Annotated in this window: 12 protein-coding genes and 1 pseudogene; 8 read left to right on the plus strand and 5 right to left on the minus strand. The window is 71.2% G+C overall.

Features of this window, described 5'->3' with window-relative positions; translation table 11 throughout:
* Positions 1 to 36: 36 nt before the first annotated feature.
* The 7 genes and pseudogenes from epsC to ACFO3J_RS18570 all read left to right on the plus strand — a co-directional run bounded on the left by epsC (position 37) and on the right by ACFO3J_RS18570 (position 7,482).
* A complete protein-coding gene (gene epsC, locus ACFO3J_RS18540) occupies positions 37 to 645 on the plus strand; it encodes a serine O-acetyltransferase EpsC (RefSeq protein WP_386430559.1) in 609 nt (202 codons plus the stop codon).
* A 79-nt stretch (positions 646 to 724) separates the two neighbouring features.
* Positions 725 to 1,960, plus strand: a pseudogene (locus ACFO3J_RS18545) (ATP-grasp domain-containing protein); the annotation flags it as partial.
* 114 nt (positions 1,961 to 2,074) lie between these two features.
* Positions 2,075 to 2,995, plus strand: a complete 921-nt coding sequence (locus ACFO3J_RS18550; protein ID WP_386431015.1) for a PLP-dependent cysteine synthase family protein — start codon at positions 2,075 to 2,077, stop codon at positions 2,993 to 2,995.
* Positions 2,992 to 4,281 (plus strand): ATP-grasp domain-containing protein, encoded by a 1,290-nt coding sequence (locus tag ACFO3J_RS18555; RefSeq protein ID WP_386430560.1) that lies wholly within the window; start codon positions 2,992 to 2,994, stop codon positions 4,279 to 4,281. Before ACFO3J_RS18550 ends, ACFO3J_RS18555 begins: the two co-directional genes overlap by 4 nt.
* A 157-nt stretch (positions 4,282 to 4,438) precedes the next feature.
* Positions 4,439 to 5,695, plus strand: a complete 1,257-nt coding sequence (locus ACFO3J_RS18560; protein ID WP_386430561.1) for an ATP-grasp domain-containing protein — start codon at positions 4,439 to 4,441, stop codon at positions 5,693 to 5,695.
* Positions 5,696 to 5,746: 51 nt separating this feature from the next.
* A complete protein-coding gene (locus ACFO3J_RS18565; protein WP_386430562.1) occupies positions 5,747 to 6,970 on the plus strand; it encodes an MFS transporter in 1,224 nt (407 codons plus the stop codon).
* A 59-nt stretch (positions 6,971 to 7,029) separates the two neighbouring features.
* Complete coding sequence (locus ACFO3J_RS18570; protein ID WP_386430563.1) at positions 7,030 to 7,482, plus strand: cupin domain-containing protein; 453 nt, start codon at positions 7,030 to 7,032, stop codon at positions 7,480 to 7,482.
* A gap of 87 nt (positions 7,483 to 7,569) precedes the next feature.
* Here ACFO3J_RS18570 and ACFO3J_RS18575 read toward each other — a convergent pair whose 3' ends face one another.
* Positions 7,570 to 8,049, minus strand: a complete 480-nt coding sequence (locus ACFO3J_RS18575) for a nucleoside deaminase (RefSeq protein ID WP_386431017.1) — start codon at positions 8,047 to 8,049, stop codon at positions 7,570 to 7,572.
* Positions 8,050 to 8,174: 125 nt separating this feature from the next.
* Positions 8,175 to 9,011 (minus strand): LLM class flavin-dependent oxidoreductase, encoded by an 837-nt coding sequence (locus ACFO3J_RS18580; protein WP_386430564.1) that lies wholly within the window; start codon positions 9,009 to 9,011, stop codon positions 8,175 to 8,177.
* 415 nt (positions 9,012 to 9,426) lie between these two features.
* Here ACFO3J_RS18580 and ACFO3J_RS18585 point away from each other — a divergent pair, with 415 nt between their 5' ends.
* Complete coding sequence (locus ACFO3J_RS18585) at positions 9,427 to 12,612, plus strand: discoidin domain-containing protein (RefSeq protein WP_386430565.1); 3,186 nt, start codon at positions 9,427 to 9,429, stop codon at positions 12,610 to 12,612.
* Between the two features lie 88 nt (positions 12,613 to 12,700).
* Here the strand turns inward: ACFO3J_RS18585 and ACFO3J_RS18590 are convergent, their stop codons facing one another.
* The 3 genes from ACFO3J_RS18590 to ACFO3J_RS18600 all read right to left on the minus strand — a co-directional run bounded on the left by ACFO3J_RS18590 (position 12,701) and on the right by ACFO3J_RS18600 (position 17,528).
* Positions 12,701 to 13,654 (minus strand): alpha/beta hydrolase, encoded by a 954-nt coding sequence (locus ACFO3J_RS18590; RefSeq protein WP_386430566.1) that lies wholly within the window; start codon positions 13,652 to 13,654, stop codon positions 12,701 to 12,703.
* A 204-nt stretch (positions 13,655 to 13,858) separates the two neighbouring features.
* Entirely contained in the window at positions 13,859 to 14,869 is a 1,011-nt protein-coding gene (gene pip / locus ACFO3J_RS18595; protein WP_386430567.1) for a prolyl aminopeptidase, read from the minus strand.
* A gap of 58 nt (positions 14,870 to 14,927) precedes the next feature.
* On the minus strand, positions 14,928 to 17,528 hold the full coding sequence (locus tag ACFO3J_RS18600) for an ATP-binding protein (protein ID WP_386430568.1): 2,601 nt from the start codon (positions 17,526 to 17,528) through the stop codon (positions 14,928 to 14,930).
* Positions 17,529 to 17,626 lie beyond the last annotated feature (98 nt).

Raw genomic sequence — 17,626 nt, forward strand, 5'->3', positions numbered from 1 at the left:
CACCGGGTGAACACGCCACCACGTAAGGAGGACCGCATGCGTAGGACGATCGACCGGGCGAGGGAAGACCTCGCCATGATCGTCGCGCGAGACCCGTCCATCCGCAATCGCGCGGAGGCGCTGTTGCATCCCGCGTTGCCGGCGATGTGGACCCACCGGCTGGCCCACGCCCTGCACACCCGTGGCCACCGGTGGTTCGCGCGGATCGTGTCCTATCTGGCGCGGGCCGCGACCGGCGGGATCGAGATCCACCCGGGTGCGCGGCTCGGCCGGCGGGTGTTCATCGATCACGGCGCCTCGGTGGTGATCGGGGAGACCGCCGTGATCGGCGACGACGTCACGATCTTCCACCAGGTCACGCTCGGCGCGGTCGGCTGGTGGCGGGACGACCGGCGTGAGCCCGGTGCCCGCCGCCACCCGAGCGTCGGCAACCGGGTGGTGATCGGCGCCAACGCGATCGTGCTCGGCCCGATCACCGTCGGCGACGACGCGCTGATCGGCGCCGGTTCGCTGGTGCTCAGTGATGTGCCGGCCGGGGCCCGGGTGCTGGCCCCGGCGGCGCAGATCGTGTCACCACCGTCACCGGAGGACCGCGAGGAATCCGCGCAGGTGCTGCGCGCGCTGGCCAGCTCCGGCTGCTGGTGACGACCGGCCCGACCCGGCCCCAACCACTTTCCGTCGTATCCCAACCCGGCCGAGTGCCGGTACGCAAGGGGAGATTCACATGATCCATGTCGGTGTCCAGGAGAGCAATCTCTCCGGGTCCGGGTTCGAGGGCTTACAGATCATCAAGGAACTCGGCTGCCACGTCACCTTCTTCACCCGCGACCTGGAGCGATACCTCGAAGTGCCGGGCGGGCCCGCCTACTTCGACAACTACGTCGACGAGATCGTGCACTGCGAGACGAACGTGCTCGAAGAACTGCTGCCGCACGTGCACGCGATCGCGGCCAAGCGCCCCTTCGACGCGTTCCTGACGCTGGCGGAGTACGACGTGGTGGTCGCGGCCGAGGTCGCGGTCCATCTCGGACTGCCCACGGTCAGCGTCAGCGGGGTCGAGGTGGCGCGCAACAAGGCCCTGATGCGCAGACGTTGCGCCGAGGTCGGCGTGCCGATGCCGGCCTTCCGCACGGTGGAGACCCCGGCCGAGGCGGAGCTGGCCGCGGCGGAGGTCGGCCTGCCCTGCGTGGTGAAGCCGGCCGACGAGACCAGCAGCGCCGATGTCCGGCGGGTGGCGACTCCCGCGCAGGCCGCGGAGCATGTCGCGCTCATCCAGTCGCGGCCGGAGAACACCCGCGGCCAGAGCCGCTACCACGAGCTGATGGTCGAGGAGTATCTCAGCGGCCCCGAGGTCAGCGTGGAGGTGCTGGCCGACGGCGAGCGGTGCGTGGTGCTCGGGGTGACCGACAAGTCGGTCGGCGGCCAGGGCTACTTCGTCGAGATGGGCCACAGCTTCCCGTCCAGCCTGCCCGAGCCGGTCGTCCGCGCCTGCGGTGATCTGGCCGTGGACGCGCTGCGTGCGGTCGGGTTCGACATGGGCATGGCCCATGTCGAGATCAAGGTCACCGAGTCCGGGCCCAAGCTCATCGAGATCAACCCGAGGCCGGCCGGCGGCAAGATCACCTACCTGGTCGACTGCGCGCTGGGCATCAGCTCGCTGGAGTTCGCGATCCGGCAGTACCTCGGCCAGCCGCTGCCGGCCGACGTGCTGCCGGCCCAGCCGGCCGGCGGCGCCGCCATCCGCTACCTCACCGCGCCGCCCGGCCGGGTGGTGTCCATCAGCGGCCAGGAGCGCGCCGCGGCCATGCCGGGCGTACGCGAGGTCGTCCTCAAGCCCAAGCCCGGTGACGTCCTGCGGGAGTTGCGCCGCAACGGCGACCGCGCCGGCCATGTGCTGGTGGTGGCCGAGACCGCGCCGCTCGCGCAGCGCACCGCGGAGGCCGCCGCGCACGAGATCATCATCCAGACCGAGCCGGTCGCGCCGGCCGAGCCGGTCCCGGCGCCGGCCGCCGGGCGCCCGGTCGCGGACTCGCTGGTCGAGCTGATCGGCGGCACCCCGCTGCTGCGGCTGCCGATGGACCGCATCGTGGACGACGCCACCGGCGACGCCACCGTGCTGGCGAAGCTGGAACTGTTCAACCCGTGGTCCAGCAGCAAGGACCGCGCCGCCCTGTCGATGCTGCGCGGCGCCGAGGAGCGCGGACTGCTCACCCCGGGCAACGGCACCGTGGTGGAAGCGACCTCGGGCAACACCGGGATCTCGCTGGCCGCGCTGGCCGCCGCCCGCGGCTACCGCTGCGTGATCGTGCTGCCGGACAACGCGACCCCGGAACGGGTGTCCATCCTGCGCTCGCTCGGCGCCGAGGTGGTGCGCACCCCGCACACGGGGGGTTACGCCGCCGCGGTCGAGAAGGCCGAGGAGATCCACCGGGAGACCCCGGGGTCGTGGTTCTGCTGCCAGCACGACAACCCCGACAACGTACGGGCGCACTACGAGTCCACCGGCCCGGAGATCTGGGCGGACACCGGCGGCCGGATCGACGTGTTCGTCTGCGGCGTCGGCACCGGCGGCACGCTCAGCGGGGCCGGGCGGTATCTGCGCGAGCGGAACCCCTCGCTGCGCATCGTCGCGGTGGAACCCGAGGGATCGCCGCTGCTGTCCGGCGGCGAGCCCGGCACGCACGGCATCCCCGGGTTCAACGGCGGCTTCATCGCGCCCACCACGGATCAGGACCTCATCGACGAGGTGATCCCGGTCTCCGACTCCGACGCGCTGTACACCACCCGGCGGCTCGCGCTGCGGGCCGGCCTGATGGTCGGCGTCTCGGCCGGCGCGGTCGTGCACGCGTGCGGTGTGGTGGCCGGCCGGCCGCAGTTCCGCGGCCAGCGCATCGTCACCCTGCTGCCCGACACCGGCGAGCGGTATCTGAGCCTGCTGGGCCGCGAGGCCGCGCCGGTGCTCACCGGCGCCGCCAACGGCGGCGGTGCGCGATGACGGCCCCCGTCCCCGCGGCCGGGCCCGCCACCGACGACCGGCCCCGGCTGCTCATGGTCATGCCCTACCGGCAGTTCGTGCGGAAGGCGCAGGCCGCGGGCTTCTGGGTCGGCGCGATCTGGGACTCCCGGCTGGAGACACCGGACTACCTCGACGACGTACGCGACCTGGCGGACGTCTTCGTGCTCGCCGACTTCCAGGACGAGGAGGCGCTGCGCGCCACCATCCGCACGGTGGCACGCGAGCACAACGCCTCGGTGATCTACCACATCGGCCGCGAGGAGACGATGGTCGGCGCCTACGAGGTCGCCGAGGAACTCCACGCCGAACTCAACCCGTCCGCCGCGATCCGCTTCCTCGCCGACAAGCAGGCGATGCGCGAACTGCTGGCCGAGCGCGGACTGTCCCCGGTGGCCTTTGCGACCGCGGCGACCCGCCGCGAAGTACCGGACGCGGTGGCGAAAATCGGCTACCCGGCGGTGGTCAAGCCGACCTCGCTGGCCGGCAGCCGCGGTGTGTTCCTGTGGCAGGGGCCGCAGGACGAGGCGACCTGGACCGAGGTGGTCGAGCGGTACGGCTACGACGGCCCGTTCCTGGTCGAGGAGTATCTGCGCGGTCCCGAGTACAGCGTGGAGACGCTGAGCAGCGGCGGCCGGCACCAGGTCGTCGGCATCACCGAGAAGGTGCTGGGACCGCCGCCGCTGTTCGTGGAGATCGGGCACGTCCACCCGGCGCCGCTGCCCCACGACCGCGAGCAGGCCATCGCGGAGCTGACCACGGATCTCCTCACCGCGTGCGGCTACCGCTTCGGGCCCGCGCACACCGAGGTGATCTGGACCGAGCGCGGCCCGCGCGTCGTCGAGTCGCAGGCGCGGCTCGGCGGTGACCGGATACCGCGGCTGGTCGAACTGGCCACCGGACTCGACATCGAGCAGGCGATCTTCAGCAGCATGGCGGGCACCGCCGTCGAGTCGCCGGCCCCGACCGCGACGGCGATGGTGCGGTTCTTCACCTTCCCGCCCGGCCGGGTCGATGAGGTCCGCGGCCTGGAAACGGCCCGCCGGCTGGGCTACGTTGACGAACTGACGGTCCGGCTGCGACCCGGCGACATCGCGTCGGCGGTCCGCGACTCCAAGAGCCGGCACGGGCACGTGATCGTCTCCGGCGCCTCCCCCGAGGAGGCGCGGGCCCGCTACGCGGAAGTACTCGCCGCCATCGAGATCGTCGTCGACGGCGCGCCCCAGCGGGCGGACGGCCGGGCCGCGGCACTCAGCACACCCGTATAGGCGCCGTTCGTCGCGGGATCCACCACACCGGAGCAGGCCCGGAGCAAGCCCGGCGAACACCCGGAGCACGTCCGGAGCACGTCCGGAGCCAGCACGGAGAAAGACGGAGAAAGGCAGTGATCATGCAGTGGTCCGTCCCATCACCCAGGAGGTCGGCATGACCTCACCCGACACGGACACCCAGGTGCTGTTCGTCGGCTACAACGCGGCCTACCTGCGGGCGATCGACGGACGGGTCCCCAGCGGATCCGTTGTGGTGATCGAGGAACCCGACATCATCCGCAAGCGGAAACTGCAGGACGCGCCGGACGGCTTCGACTGCCTGAGCCGGATCGCCCCGGCCAGCTACCAGCAGTCGACCGAGGCCCTGGACACCGCGGTCGAACTGGCCGCCGCACGGCCGGTGTCCGCCGTCGTCCCCGGTCTGGAGTACGCGGTGCCGGCCACCGCCGCGCTGGCCGCGAAGCTCGGGCTGCCGGGCGCCACCGAACCGGCCGCGCAGGCCCTTCGGGACAAGGTCCGGCTGCGCGAGGTGGCCGGCGCCGGCGGTGTCCGCAATCCGCGCTGGCGGGAGGTGCACGGTCCCGAGGACATCATGGCCTTCGCCGGCGGCGGTCCGGTGGTGGTCAAGCCGGCCAACCGCCAGGCCAGTGTGGGCGTGCAGCTGCTGGACTCGGTCGACGCCGCCTCCGCCGCGCTGGCCTGGGAGCGGACCTCGACGGCCTCGGAGTACGAACAGGTCCCCGACCGGGCGCTGAAGTGGCGCTTCCTGGCCGAGGAACGCCTGCGGGGACCCGAGTTCAGCGTCGAGGCACTGGTGCGGCGCGGCGAGATCATCTTCGAGAACGTCACCGCCAAGACGGTGATCGACGGGCCGTATCCGGTCGAACTCGGCCATCTGCTGCCCGCCCCGCTCGACCAGGACACGCAGGCGGCCTTCGGGACGGCCATGCGCGCGCTGATCGCCGCGCTCGGCTTCCAGACCGGCATCCTGCACGCCGAGTGGATCCTGACCGAGGCCGGCCCGACGCTGGTCGAATGCGCCGGCCGCTGCCCCGGTGACTACCTGATCGATCTGAACGACCTGGCCTACGACACGAAGATCAGGGTCACCCTGATCGACCTGCTGGCCGGCCGTCCGGTCACCCTGCCCCGGTCCGCGCGGCGGACCTCGGCGATCCGGTTCCTGGCCGCGGCGCCGGGCACCGTCACCGCGATATCCGGCGTGGACACGGCGGAGGCGCTCCCCGGCGTCGAGTCCGTCGAGGTCGATGTCGAGGTCGGGCAGGAAGTCCGCCCCTGGGCATCGTCCTGGGACCGCGCCGGGCACGTCATCGCGACCGGGCCGGACGCTGCCGCCACACGGCAGCGCGTCCTGGACGCGGATGCGGCTATCCGCATCACAACCGGCTGAGAGGTACATATGTCTGGTCTGTGGCAGCGAATCCGCGGTCTGCGCGGATCCATGCCCGGAGGCTCGGTCGGCGTACGCCTGGCCGTGATGGCGATGATCGACGCGGTGGGGACGGGCGCCTTCCTGGCCGTCTCCGTGCCGTTCATCACCAGATCGGTGCACCTGTCGTCCGGCGACCTCGGTGTCGGTCTGACCGTGGCCGCCGCCATCGCGCTGGCCACGGCGATCCCGATCGGCATCCTCGCCGACCGGATCGGCCCGAAGAAGGTCCTGGTCGGGGTCAGCCTGTGGCGGGGCGCCTGCTTCCTGGTGTATCCGTTCATCCACAACCTGTGGCAGTTCCTGGTCGTGGTGTGCCTGCTCGGCCTGGTCGACAAGTCGGCGGCGCCGATGGAACAGGCCCTGGTCGGGCAGGCGGTGCCGACCGAGGAGCGGGTCCGGGTGATCGCGGTCCTGCGGTCGATGCGCAACGTCGGCTTCACCGTCGGCGCCATGCTCGGCGGCATCGGGCTGCTGATCGGCACCCGGACGGGATACACGTCCATCCTGCTGGTCAACGCGGCCTCGTTCGTGGTGCTGGCGACGCTGGCCTCCCGGCTGCCGCTGCTCAACGCGCCGGCCGCGAACCTGCGCCGGCGGTTCTCCGGCAAGGTGCTGCGGGACGGGTCGTTCCTGTCCTTCTCCGGGATCAACGCCGTGCTCACCATGCACATGACCCTGCTCAGCATCGGCCTCCCGCTGTGGATCGTCGGACACACCAAGGTCTCACCCGCGCTGATCGCCCCGCTGCTGGCGGTCAACACGGTGCTCGCGGTCCTGCTGCAACTGCGGGCCAGCCGGGGGACCGACACCATCCCGGGCGCCACCCGGGCCCTGGTGCGGGCCGGCCTGTCCCTGGCGGCCTGCTGCCTGCTGCTCATCGCGGTGCCCAAGGTGCCGGTGGGGGTGGCCGTCGGCGTGCTGCTGCTGGCCATGATCGCGCTGACCGGCGGCGAGCTGTGGCAGTCCGCCGGCGGCTGGGGCGGATCGTATCTGCTCGCGGTGCCGGGCCAGGAGGGGGTCTACCTCTCGGTGTTCTGGCTCAGCGTGGCCGTGCAGCAGATCGCGGCCCCGGTCCTGCTCAGCGTGGTGGTCACGGCGGGCACCACCGGATGGACGGTGCTGGCCGTGGTGTTCGCGCTGAGCGGCCTCGCGGCGCCGGCCATCGGCCGGTGGGCGCAGGCACAGGAGGCCCTGAGGGAGCAGCCGGAGCCGAGTCCAACCCCGGCCACATGACCACTGCCCCATGTCGACCCGGTGGCCGAGCGGCCACCGTTCACCAACCAAGGAGAGAAATGTCGATTCCCCTGTACGTTCCGGCCGGCGAGGGCGAGTTCGTGAACATCCGGGAGACGAAGAGGACCTATCTCAAGCTGACCACGCCGGACAGCGACGGAGAGTTCGGCTTCTTCGAGCACCACATGGCCCCGGAGGCTTCCGGCGCCAGTCCGCACGTCCACAAGAAGGCCACGGAGATGTTCTACGTGGTGCGCGGCGAGATCGAATTCACCATAGGTGACACCAAGGAAGTGGGTACGCCCGGCGCTTTCGCCTACGTCCCCAAGAACGCGCCGCACGGATTCACGAATGTGGGCTCGGAGGACGCGACCCTGCTCATCATGTTCTACCCGATGAACAATCGCGACGACTATTTCCGCGGCCTCGGGCGCCTCACCGCGAACGGCCGCAACCCGAGCCTGGACGAACTGGCCGAGCACATGGCGAAGTACGACCAGTACATGGTCTGATCCGGCGGTTCGTCGGACCGAAACGCGTACGGGCCCGGCAGCGGTTTCCGCTGCCGGGCCCGTACGCGTGCCCCGATCAGGCGACGATCACTTGGCCGCGGCTCGCGCGGTACGGAACCGGCGGTGCAGCTCGCGCACCTCGTCGGCGAGTCCGGGGACCGGCCCGGCCACCTCAAGACCGGGGACGACCTGCTGGATGGACAGCGGGGTCAGCGGTGAGTTGCTGACGAAGCCCATCTCGGCCAGCCAGCCACGGGTCTGCGCGGACGAGGTCACGTACACGATCCGGCCCAGCTCGACCCAGCCGTGCGCGGCCGCGCACATCGGGCAGTGCTCGCCCGAGGTGTAGACGGTCGCGCCGGCCCGCTCCTCGGCGGTCAGGTTGGTGGCGGCCCACCGGGCCAGCTCGAACTCCGGGTGCATGGTGGCGTCACCGGTGCTCAGCTCCCGGTTGCGGTCCTCGGCGCGGATCTTGCCGGCCGCGTCGACAAGCACGGAACCGAACGGCCCGTCGCCGGCTTCCACCGCCTCGGTCGCCAGTTCCACGCAGCGGCGCAGATACGGCAGATCGGCCTCGCGGACGCCGGCGGCGCGCTCGGCGGCACCCTCGGCGTCGCCCTCGGGAAGGTCGCGGTTGTCGATGGTCACTGCTGCTCCGTCTCTGTGTGGTGGTGGCTGTGCCCGGTTGGTGGCTATGCCCGGTGCGCGGCGATGGTGGCCAGGGCCTGCCACGCCACCTCGGGCCGGAGGGTCTCGTCGGGATCCCCGCTGTACGGATCGAGCATCACGGTGCCGGCGCCGAGCAGGCGCAGTTCCTCGATGTCGTCGAGAATCTGCTCCAAGGTGCCCTCACCGGCTCGGCGTTCGGTGTGGTCGACCGGCTCGTCCGTCAGCCGGAGCGTGATGCGCGGCGCCAAGTCCGGAATCGGCAGCTGGAGTTCGACGGCGAAGCCCTTCAGCCGGTCCAGCGCCTCCCGGTACCACGGCATGGTGAACCGCAGCGGATGCCAGGGCGCACCGAGGCGTACCGCCCGGCGTATCCCGGCGTCGCTGTTGCCGCCCACCCAGATCGGGATCTGCCCGCAGCCGTAGTCGGCCTCGTCCTCCCAGGCGTCGCGCATGACCTGGAGATGGTGGTCGGTCAGCGCGCCGCGCTGCTCGAAGGGCACGCCGAGCGCCTCGAACTCCTCCTTGGCCCAGCCGACGCCGACACCGAGAATCAGCCGGCCGCCGCTGAGCTGATGGAGATTGGCCGCCATTCTGGCCATCAGCAGGGGGTGGCGATAAGGAACAATAAGAACCGTGGTGCCCAGCATTATCCGGTCGGTGATACCGGCCAGCCAGGCGAGCGTGGTGAACGGCTCGTAGAAAGGGGCGGGATACTGTCTGGCGACATCCGATGTCACCGCCACATGGTCGGAGACCATCAAGAGGTCGAAGCCGAGACCCTCCACATTTTTGGCCCAACGGGCAAGGCCGTCCGGGTTGGTGCCCGGTCCGAAGTTCGGGACATTCACGCCTATCCGCATGGCACAAGGCTAGCAAGCCCGCACCGCGCGCTGAGAGGCTTTCCCGATTCCGGCGCCGCCCGGCGGACCGGCGGCGAAAAATGCTTTGGGGCCCGGAGCACCGGCATTTTCGGCCGGTGCCCGGGAAGTGTACTGGCTGCCGCGTCCGCCGTGGAAGTCGCGGCCACCCCCTCTCACGGACCGCGCGGCGGGGTCCGGGGCGCCCCGGCGACCGGCGGCGGACGGCGACCGGGCCCGGGGGTGACACCCGCAAAGAAGTCAAATATTTGCAGAGATGCATCAAACCATTGCGCTGTGCTGTCGACCCGACTACGTTCCCCCCGGCGCACACTGCTCTCCCGCCGCGTCCACGTCGTCCGCCCACCCCCACGCCGAGAGTTCCACCCGGAGGGACCCGATGAGACACCTACCGCACATGGCCGCACGACCTTGGATCGGGGTGGTCGTCACGGCGTTGCTCGCGGCATCCGGGCTCGTCCCGGCCGCCGCGGCCGTGGCCGCCGCCGCGCCGAGCGCCACCACCGTACCCGCGACCGCCGCGCACGCGACGGCGGCCCACCCGGCCGCGGCGAACGCCGCCACCACGAGTGCCGCCGCGGCGGCGGCCGGTGTCGGGGCGACGCTCCCGTTCACCAGCTTCGAGGCCGAGGCGGGCACCCTCAGCGGGGGAGCCACCGCCGTATCACTGACCTCCGCGCCGACCACGCAGTACTCCAGTGCCGCGGTCGAGGCGTCCGGACACGCCTACGTACAGCTGACCGGCACCGGCCAGGGTGTGCAGTGGACCAACACCACCGGCGCCCCGATCAGCGCGCTCAACGTCCGTGAGAGCATCCCGGACTCCGCCAGCGGCGGCGGCAGCACCGCGACGCTCGACCTCTACGTCGACGGTGTGTTCCGGCAGGCGCTGAACCTCAACTCGCGGCAGAGCTGGTTCTACGAGGGCGGCAGCAACCACTACAACGGCAGCGACCAGAACCCGGCCGACGGCAACCCCCGCGACTTCTTCGACGAGTCGCACACCTTCGTCACCGGCACACCGATCGCGGCCGGCAGCACGATCGCGCTGAAGAAGGACGCCGCGAACACCGCCGCCTTCTACTACATCGACGTCGTCGACACCGAGAACCCGCCGGCCCCCGTGGCCCAGCCCGCCAACTCCATCTCCATCACCAGTTGCGGCGCGGTGGCCGACAACACCCCGACCAACGGGACCGGGGACAGCGCCTCCGTCGACAGCACCGGGGCGATCCAGAACTGCATCAACCAGGCGCAGTCCCAGAACAAGATCCTGTGGATCCCGGCCGGCACCTTCTATCTCAAGGGCACGGCGGGCCTCCAGGCCCAGGGGATCACCATCGCGGGCGCGGGCATGTGGTACAGCACGATCTACCGCCAGGTCCCGCTGCCCAACAACACCCCGCTGGGCGCCCTGTTCCAGATCACCTCGTGCCACGTCCAGAACTTCCACCTGGACTCCAACTCCACCAGCCGCGAGATGGTCGACGGCGGTGGCGGCGCGATGGACACCTCCGGCACCAACTGGGTGTCCGACGGGATCTGGAGCCAGCACGTCGAGTCCGGCTACTGGGCCTCCGGCACCGGCGGCACCGTCGAGAACGCCCGCGTCACCGCGGTGTGGGCCGACGGCATCAACCTCAACAACGTGTCGCTGAACAACACCGTCGGCAACAACATCACCGCCACGAACAACTTCGTGCGCGGCACCGGCGACGACGGCATGGCCATCAACTCGGTGAACTACAACACCGATTCCAACGGCAACAAGACGTACTACACCGCGATGTCGCACATCACGATGACGAACAACACCGTCATCGCGCCCTGGGGCGGCAAGGGCATCGGCATCTACGGCGGCAGCAACCAGGACGTCGAGCGCAACTACATCTCGGACACCGCCCGTTACATCGGTCTCGGCGCAGGCCGGTTCGGCGTCAACGGCAGCGACCTGCTCACCGCCACCGTCAACGGCAACACCGTCGTCCGCTCCGGCGGCAACGGCTACAGCCAGGGCCAGCCGGCCCTCCAGGTGGGCAACGGCGGTGACGGGCAGAACGTCGGCGTCGTCGACCATGTCACGGTCACCAACAACACGGTGATCAACTCGCTGTACGACGGGGTGGGTTTCTCCACCTCCACCAACACGCTGCTCCAGAACAACACGGTGACCTCGCCCTGGCGCAACGGCATCGTGATCGCCCCGCCGTTCTACCCGGCCCCCACCGGATCGGCGACGATCACCGGCAACACCGTCACCGGCCTGGCGACCGCCAACGGGATGCAGCCCTTCATCAACAACTCGGCCGGCTTCACCGCGACGCTGAGCGGCAACAGCTGGCAGAACGGCGGCGGAGGCGGCGGCGGCGAGGGGCCGTACGGCGGCACCGCCCCCGCGATCCCGGGTGTCCTGCAGGCCGAGAACTACGACACCGGCGGCCAGGGCGTCGGCTACAGCGTCTCCTCGGTCAACGGCAACGGCAACGGCTACCGCGGGGACGGCGTCAATCTGGAGGCCACCTCGGACACCGGCGGCGGCTACGACGTCGGCTGGACGGCGGGCGGTCAGTGGTTCCGCTACACCGTCAAGGTCGCCACGGCCGGTACGTACACGGTGAGCTTCAGGGTCGCCGCGCCCGCGGCCGTCACCGGAGCCCTGCACCTGTCCAACGCGGCCGGCGCCAATCTCAGCGGCGCGGTCAACCTCCCGGCCACCGGCGACTGGCAGACCTGGGGCAACGCGACCGCCCAGGTGACGCTGCCCGCCGGCCAGCAGGTGCTGACCCTCAACCAGGACAACGGCGGCTTCAACCTCAACAGCTTCCAGTTCACCGGCGGTGGCGGCGGCGGTGGCAGCGCCTCCCTGACGGCGAACCCGTCCGCGCTGACCTTCGGCAGCCAGGCCGTCTCCACCAGCAGCGCCACCCAGGCCGTCACGGTGACCAACACCGGAACGGCGGCCGCCTCGGTCTCCTCCGTCGCCACCTCGGGTGACTTCTCGCAGACCAACACCTGCGGTACGTCGATCGCCGCGAACGCCTCCTGCACGGTCAACGTCCGCTTCACGCCTACGGCTTCGGGCGCCAGGACCGGTTCGCTGACCATCAGCGGCAACGCGACGAACAGCCCCACCACCGTCACCCTGTCGGGCACCGGCGCGGTCGCCGCGAACACCAACCTGGCGGCCGGCAAGGCCACCGGCGAGTCCTCGCACACGGATGTCTACGGTTCGGGCAATGTGACGGACGGCAACCAGGGCAGCTACTGGGAGAGTGCCAACAACGCCTTCCCGCAGTGGGTGCAGGTGGACCTCGGCTCGGCGCAGAGTGCGAGCCGGGTCGTCCTCCAGCTTCCTGCGAGCTGGGGTGCCCGCAACCAGACGCTGTCGGTGTCGGGCAGCACCAACGGCAGCACCTTCACCACGGTCAAGGCGTCCGCCACGTACACCTTCGACCCCAACTCCGGTGACTCGGTGACCATCACCTTCCCCGCGACCACCCAGCGCTACTTCCGGGTGACCGTCACGGCGAACACCGGCTGGCCGGCCGGACAGATCTCCGAGTTCCAGGTCTGGAACAGCTGACCCGACCCGATCCGCTGACACCACGGGCGCGGCTCCGCCGCCGGGTTTCCCCCGGCGGCGGAGCCGCGCCTTTCGTGTGCGCCGGTTCCTAGCGGGTGCCCAGGACGGTGCCGAGGAAGGCGGCTGCCTGGTTGATGGCGGCCTCGGCCGCGTGGGTGGTGCGCAGCGGGTTGAGCATCACGAAGTCGTGGATGATGCCCTGGTAGCGGGCGGCCGTGACGGGGACACCGGCCTCGCGGAGCTTGTTGGCGTAGGCCTCGCCCTCGTCGCGCAGGACGTCGGCCTCGGCGGTGATGACCAACGCCTGCGGCAGGCCGACGAGTTGGTCGGTGGTGGCGCGGAGCGGGGACGCGGTGATCTCGGCGCGGTGGGCCGGGTCGGTCGTGTACTGGTCCCAGAACCACTGCATGCCGTCGCGGCGCAGGAAGTAGCCCTCGGCGAACTGGTGGTAGGAGCCGGTCTCGAAGGACGCGTCGGTGACCGGGTAGAAGAGGACCTGGCCGGCGAGCGCGACGTCGCCGCGCTCCTTGGCGTTGAGGGTCAGCGCGATGGCCATGTTGCCGCCGACCGAGTCGCCCGCGACGGCTATGCGCGCCGGGTCCAGGCCGTGGTCGGCGCCGTGCCGGACCACCCACTGGGCGGCCGCGTAGTTCTCCTCGTTGGCGACGGGGTAACGGGCCTCGGGGGACAGCGAGTAGTTGACGAAGACCACCGCCGCACCCGCGCCGAGGGCCAGTTCCCGGGCGAGCCTTCCGTGGGTGTGGTCGTTGCCGAAGACCCAGCCAGCGCCGTGGATGAAGAGGACGACCGGCAGCGGACCGGAGGCGTCGGTGGGCCGGAATATGGTCAGCGACAGCGTGCCGGACGGGCCGCCGGGCACGGTGAGGGACTCCCTCTCGGTACCCGGCACGTCGATCTCGGGGCTCTGCACGGTGTCGACAGTCGTGCGGCCCTCGACGGGGCCCAGGTCGAACAGGTACGGCGGCTCGGCCGTGGCGGTGACGAACTCCTGCGCGGCCGGTTCGAGTACGGGCTTGCTCATGGTCGTTCTCCTGATCTTGATCCGCGGACCAGATGTGACAGGAGTGACGTTCGCACAGGTGTCTTCGCGGCCGTGCAGGGGGGTGCACCTCCTGTACCTGCGGGTTTCCCGACGCGGGGGTACGCACCCGGGTGAGCACCTGGGTGCGCGCCCCGGTCCCGGCCGCTCGGCCGCAAGCCCTACGGCTGGGCTCGGTGGCCGGGTTCAGGCCCCGGTGGCCGCGTACTTGTCGGTCGCCGCCACCAGCGCGTCGACCACTCCGGACGCCCCCATCGTGTGCCCGACGTCATCGACGAGGACCAACTCGCTGCCAGGCCAGGCGTGGTGGAGCCGCCACACGGTGCCGAGCAGATTGCCGAAGTCGAGGCTGCCCTGGACGAGGGTGCCGGGGATGCCCCGGAGGAGGGGCGCGTCGCGCAGCACGACGCCCGCGTCGTTGCCGCTGCTCCCGCTCCTGCTTCCACTCCCGCTGTCGGCGTCGCTGTCGCCGAGGAAGTGGTCGTTGCCCCAGTAATGGGTGACGGTCCGGGCGAAGCCCATGCGGAAGTGAGGGTCCTCGTAGCGCTCGACCGACCGCGGCGGCGCCGGAATGACCGCCGTCTCCCAGTCGGTCCAGGCCCGCGCGGCGCGCGCCCGCACCGCCGGGTCGGGCGATTCGAGGAGCCGGTGGTAGGCCGCCGCGAGATTCCCCCCGCGGTCGCTCTCGGGCAGCTCCGCCAGGAACTTCTCGAACGCCTCGGGGAAGATCTTGCCGAGTCCCCTGGTCAGCAGCGCCACTTCCGGGTTCGAGCCGGTCGCGACCGCGGTGAGGACCAGTTCGGACACGGCCGCCGGATGGGTCTGCGCGTAGCGCAGCCCGAGGACCGACCCCCAGGACACCCCCCACACCAGCCACCGCTCGATCCCCAGACGCTGACGCAGCAGCTCCAGATCGGCGATCAGGTGGCCGGTCGTATTGACGCCCATGTCGGTGCCGTACGCGCTCGCGTGCGGGGTGGAGCGGCCGCAGCCGCGCTGGTCGAGCAGCACGATGCGGTAGGCCGCCGGGTCGCAGTAGCGCCGGAACCAGGGGCCGCAGCCGGACCCGGGGCCGCCGTGCAGCATGACCGCGGGCTTGCCGTGCGGATTGCCGCACACCTCCCAGTAGACGTGGTTGCCGTCACCGACGTCGAGCATGCCGTGGTCGTACGGTTCGGTCTCCGGGTAGAGGCTCATCGGAGCACCTTATGGGCGGGCCAGGTCGGCGTCCCTTGATTTTCCCGGCGCCCCGCCGTCATCGGCGGCGTCCGCGCCAACGCCATGGTCTCCGCCGTTTGTTGAGGGCGTCGCGGCGGTTGCCCCGTGCGGTCCGCTCGCCGGCGGCATCGCCTGTCGTACGGAAGAGGGCGGCGGCTTCGGCGCCGACGCGCGCGGCCTCGTCGAACCGCTTCGCCCAGCGCAGCGCGACGGCGAGGTTGTTGAGCGCGGTCGCCCGGCCGTGGTGGTCCTCCAGGGCGGCGAAGATGTCGGCGGCTTCGGTGTGATGACGAGCGGCCTCGTCGAAGCGGTATTCCCCTTGCAGGGCGAGTCCGAGGTGGGTCGACGCGACGGCCTGGCCGCGCCGATGGCCCAAGTCACGGTACTGAGCGAGGGCTTGGGTCAGGGTGTCGACGGCCTCCTCGGTACGGCGTGCCTGGGTCAGCAGGGTGCCGACGTCGGCCAGGGCGTCGGCCGTGCGTTCCCGGTCGCCCGTCTCCCGGCAGATCGCGGCCGACCGCGCGGAGGCGTCGATCGCCAGGTCGAGTTGCCCGGTGTCGGCGTAGCACGTGCTCAGATTCCGCAGGGCGGTGGATTCGCCGAAGGCGTCGGCGAGTTCGTGGTAGATCCGGACGGCCCGCCCGTACGCCTCGCCGGCCCGGTCGAGCCGTTCGAGGGCGCGCAGGGCGATACCGAGGTTGTTGAGGGCTCCGGCCTCGCCCCGGGCGTCGGCCAGTTCCGCGAAGATCGCCACGGCGCCGCTGTGCGCCTCGACCGCTTCCCGCGCCCGCCCCGCCTCGGCGAGCGCCAGTCCGAGGCCGGTCAGCGAGGAGGCCTTGCCGCTGTCGTCGCCCAACTCCTCGTAGATCGCGATGGCTTCGGTGTGGGCTGCGGCCGCCTCCAGCGACTGTCCCGCTTCGCGCAGCGCCAGGCCGAGGTTGACCGACGCCTCCGCCTGGCCGGAGCGGTTGCCCATCTCCCGCTGGAAAAGGGCGGCGCGCCGGTGAACGGCGACGGACTCGTCGAACCGCCGCGCCTCCCGCATCGCGATACCGACGAGGTTGAGCACCGGCGCTTCGAGTTCCCTGGGCAACCCGTGGAGCTGGCAGGGCAGCATGGCGGCCACGGACACGAGCAGCAGTTCGCCGAAGGCGCGCTTCGAGGCGAGGAACCAGCCGAGGGAAAGGGAGAGGACCACGCCCGGCAGCGGGCGGTCCGAGGCGGTGGCGGCGAGGGTCGCGCTGATCAGGTTCGCGCGTTCCTCCTCCAGCCAGGCCGCCGCCTGCTGGGCGTTCGCGAACCGGTCCGTGGTGTCCGGGGCGAGGTCCCGGAGTCGGGCGACGGCCCGGTCGGAACTCATCACGTAGTGGGTGAGCAGACGGCTCGACGCCCGATCCCGTCCGTCCGCGACGGCGTCGGCCTGTCCCCTCTCGTCGGCGTACAGGCGCATCAGGTCGTGCAGCCGCCAGCGGCCCCAGGAACGGCCCGGCTCGATCAAGTGGGCCCGGGCCAGGTACTGGAGGAGCTTGTCGGTCGTTTCCTGGTCGGCGCCGGCCAGTTGGGCGGCGGCTTCGGTGGACAGGTCCGGTCCCGGATTGAGCGGCAGCAGCCGAAAGACACGGCGCTGGTCCTCGGTCAACTGCCGGTAGGACAGCTCGAAGGCGGCCCGTACCGGGAAGTCCTCGCCCGCCGGACCTCCTAACTCCTTGAGCCGGGTGTGGGCCGCCTGGAGCTTGTCGGCGAGATCTTCCAGCGGGCGGGTCGGCGCGGCGACGAGCAGTCCCGCGGCCACGCTCAGCGCCAGTGGCAGACCGGCGCACAGGCGGGCGATCGTCGCGGCGTGCTCGGGCGCGTCCCGGACCCTGGTGTCGCCCTCGCGCCGGAACTCGACCGTCTCGCGCAGCAGTCGGACCGAGGCATCCGGATCCAGGATGTCCAGGTCGTGCAGGCGGGCGTCGATGTCCAGGGTGTGCCGGGAGGTGATCAGGGTCGCGGTGCTCTCGTCGCCGGGCAGCAGCGGGCGGGCCTGCTCGGCGGAGGAGACGTTGTCGATGACCACCAGGATCCGCCGGCCCTGCTCGGCGAAGGCCGCCAGCACACTGCGGTACAGCCGGGAGCGGTCCTGCGCCCCGGTGGGGATGTGGTCCCCGGGCATGCCCAGCGCGCGCAGCAGACCGTCCAACGCCTGCTCGGCGGACAGGCACCGGTCCGGGTCGTAGCCGAACATGTCGACGAACAGCACTCCGCCGGGGAACCAGCCGGTCTCCTTCACCGCTCGGGCGGCGCTCTGCAGCACCAGCTCGGTCTTGCCGACACCGGCCATACCCGCCAGCGCCGACACCAGCACGGCCCGCCGGCCCTTCCAGTCGGGGGCCAGGGTGGCGAGCAGCCCGCGTACTTCCTCCTCACGACCGGTGAACACGCTGGACCGCGGAGGCAGGCCGGCCAGGGCCGGGGTGATCCGCGGGGGCAGCACGACACTGATGTCGCGGCCCTGGATCACCGCGTGGAAGAAGACACCGCCGGTGATGGTGTTGTGCTGGCTGTCGCTCGGGGGGTGGGACCGGTCCGCCCCGTCGGACCGACCCGGATGATCCGCACCGTCCGGGCCCTCGGACATCGCGTCCACCTCGATCACCCCCTCTCCACTCCCTGTGCCGGATGGCGTACCCGGAGTGGACACCCTACGAGGAGCCGCCGTCCGGCGGCGGCGGTTCCGCACGTCCGAGGGCGGCC

The sequence above is a fragment of the Streptomyces polygonati genome, from assembly GCF_042650325.1.
GTDB lineage: Bacteria > Actinomycetota > Actinomycetes > Streptomycetales > Streptomycetaceae > Actinacidiphila > Actinacidiphila polygonati.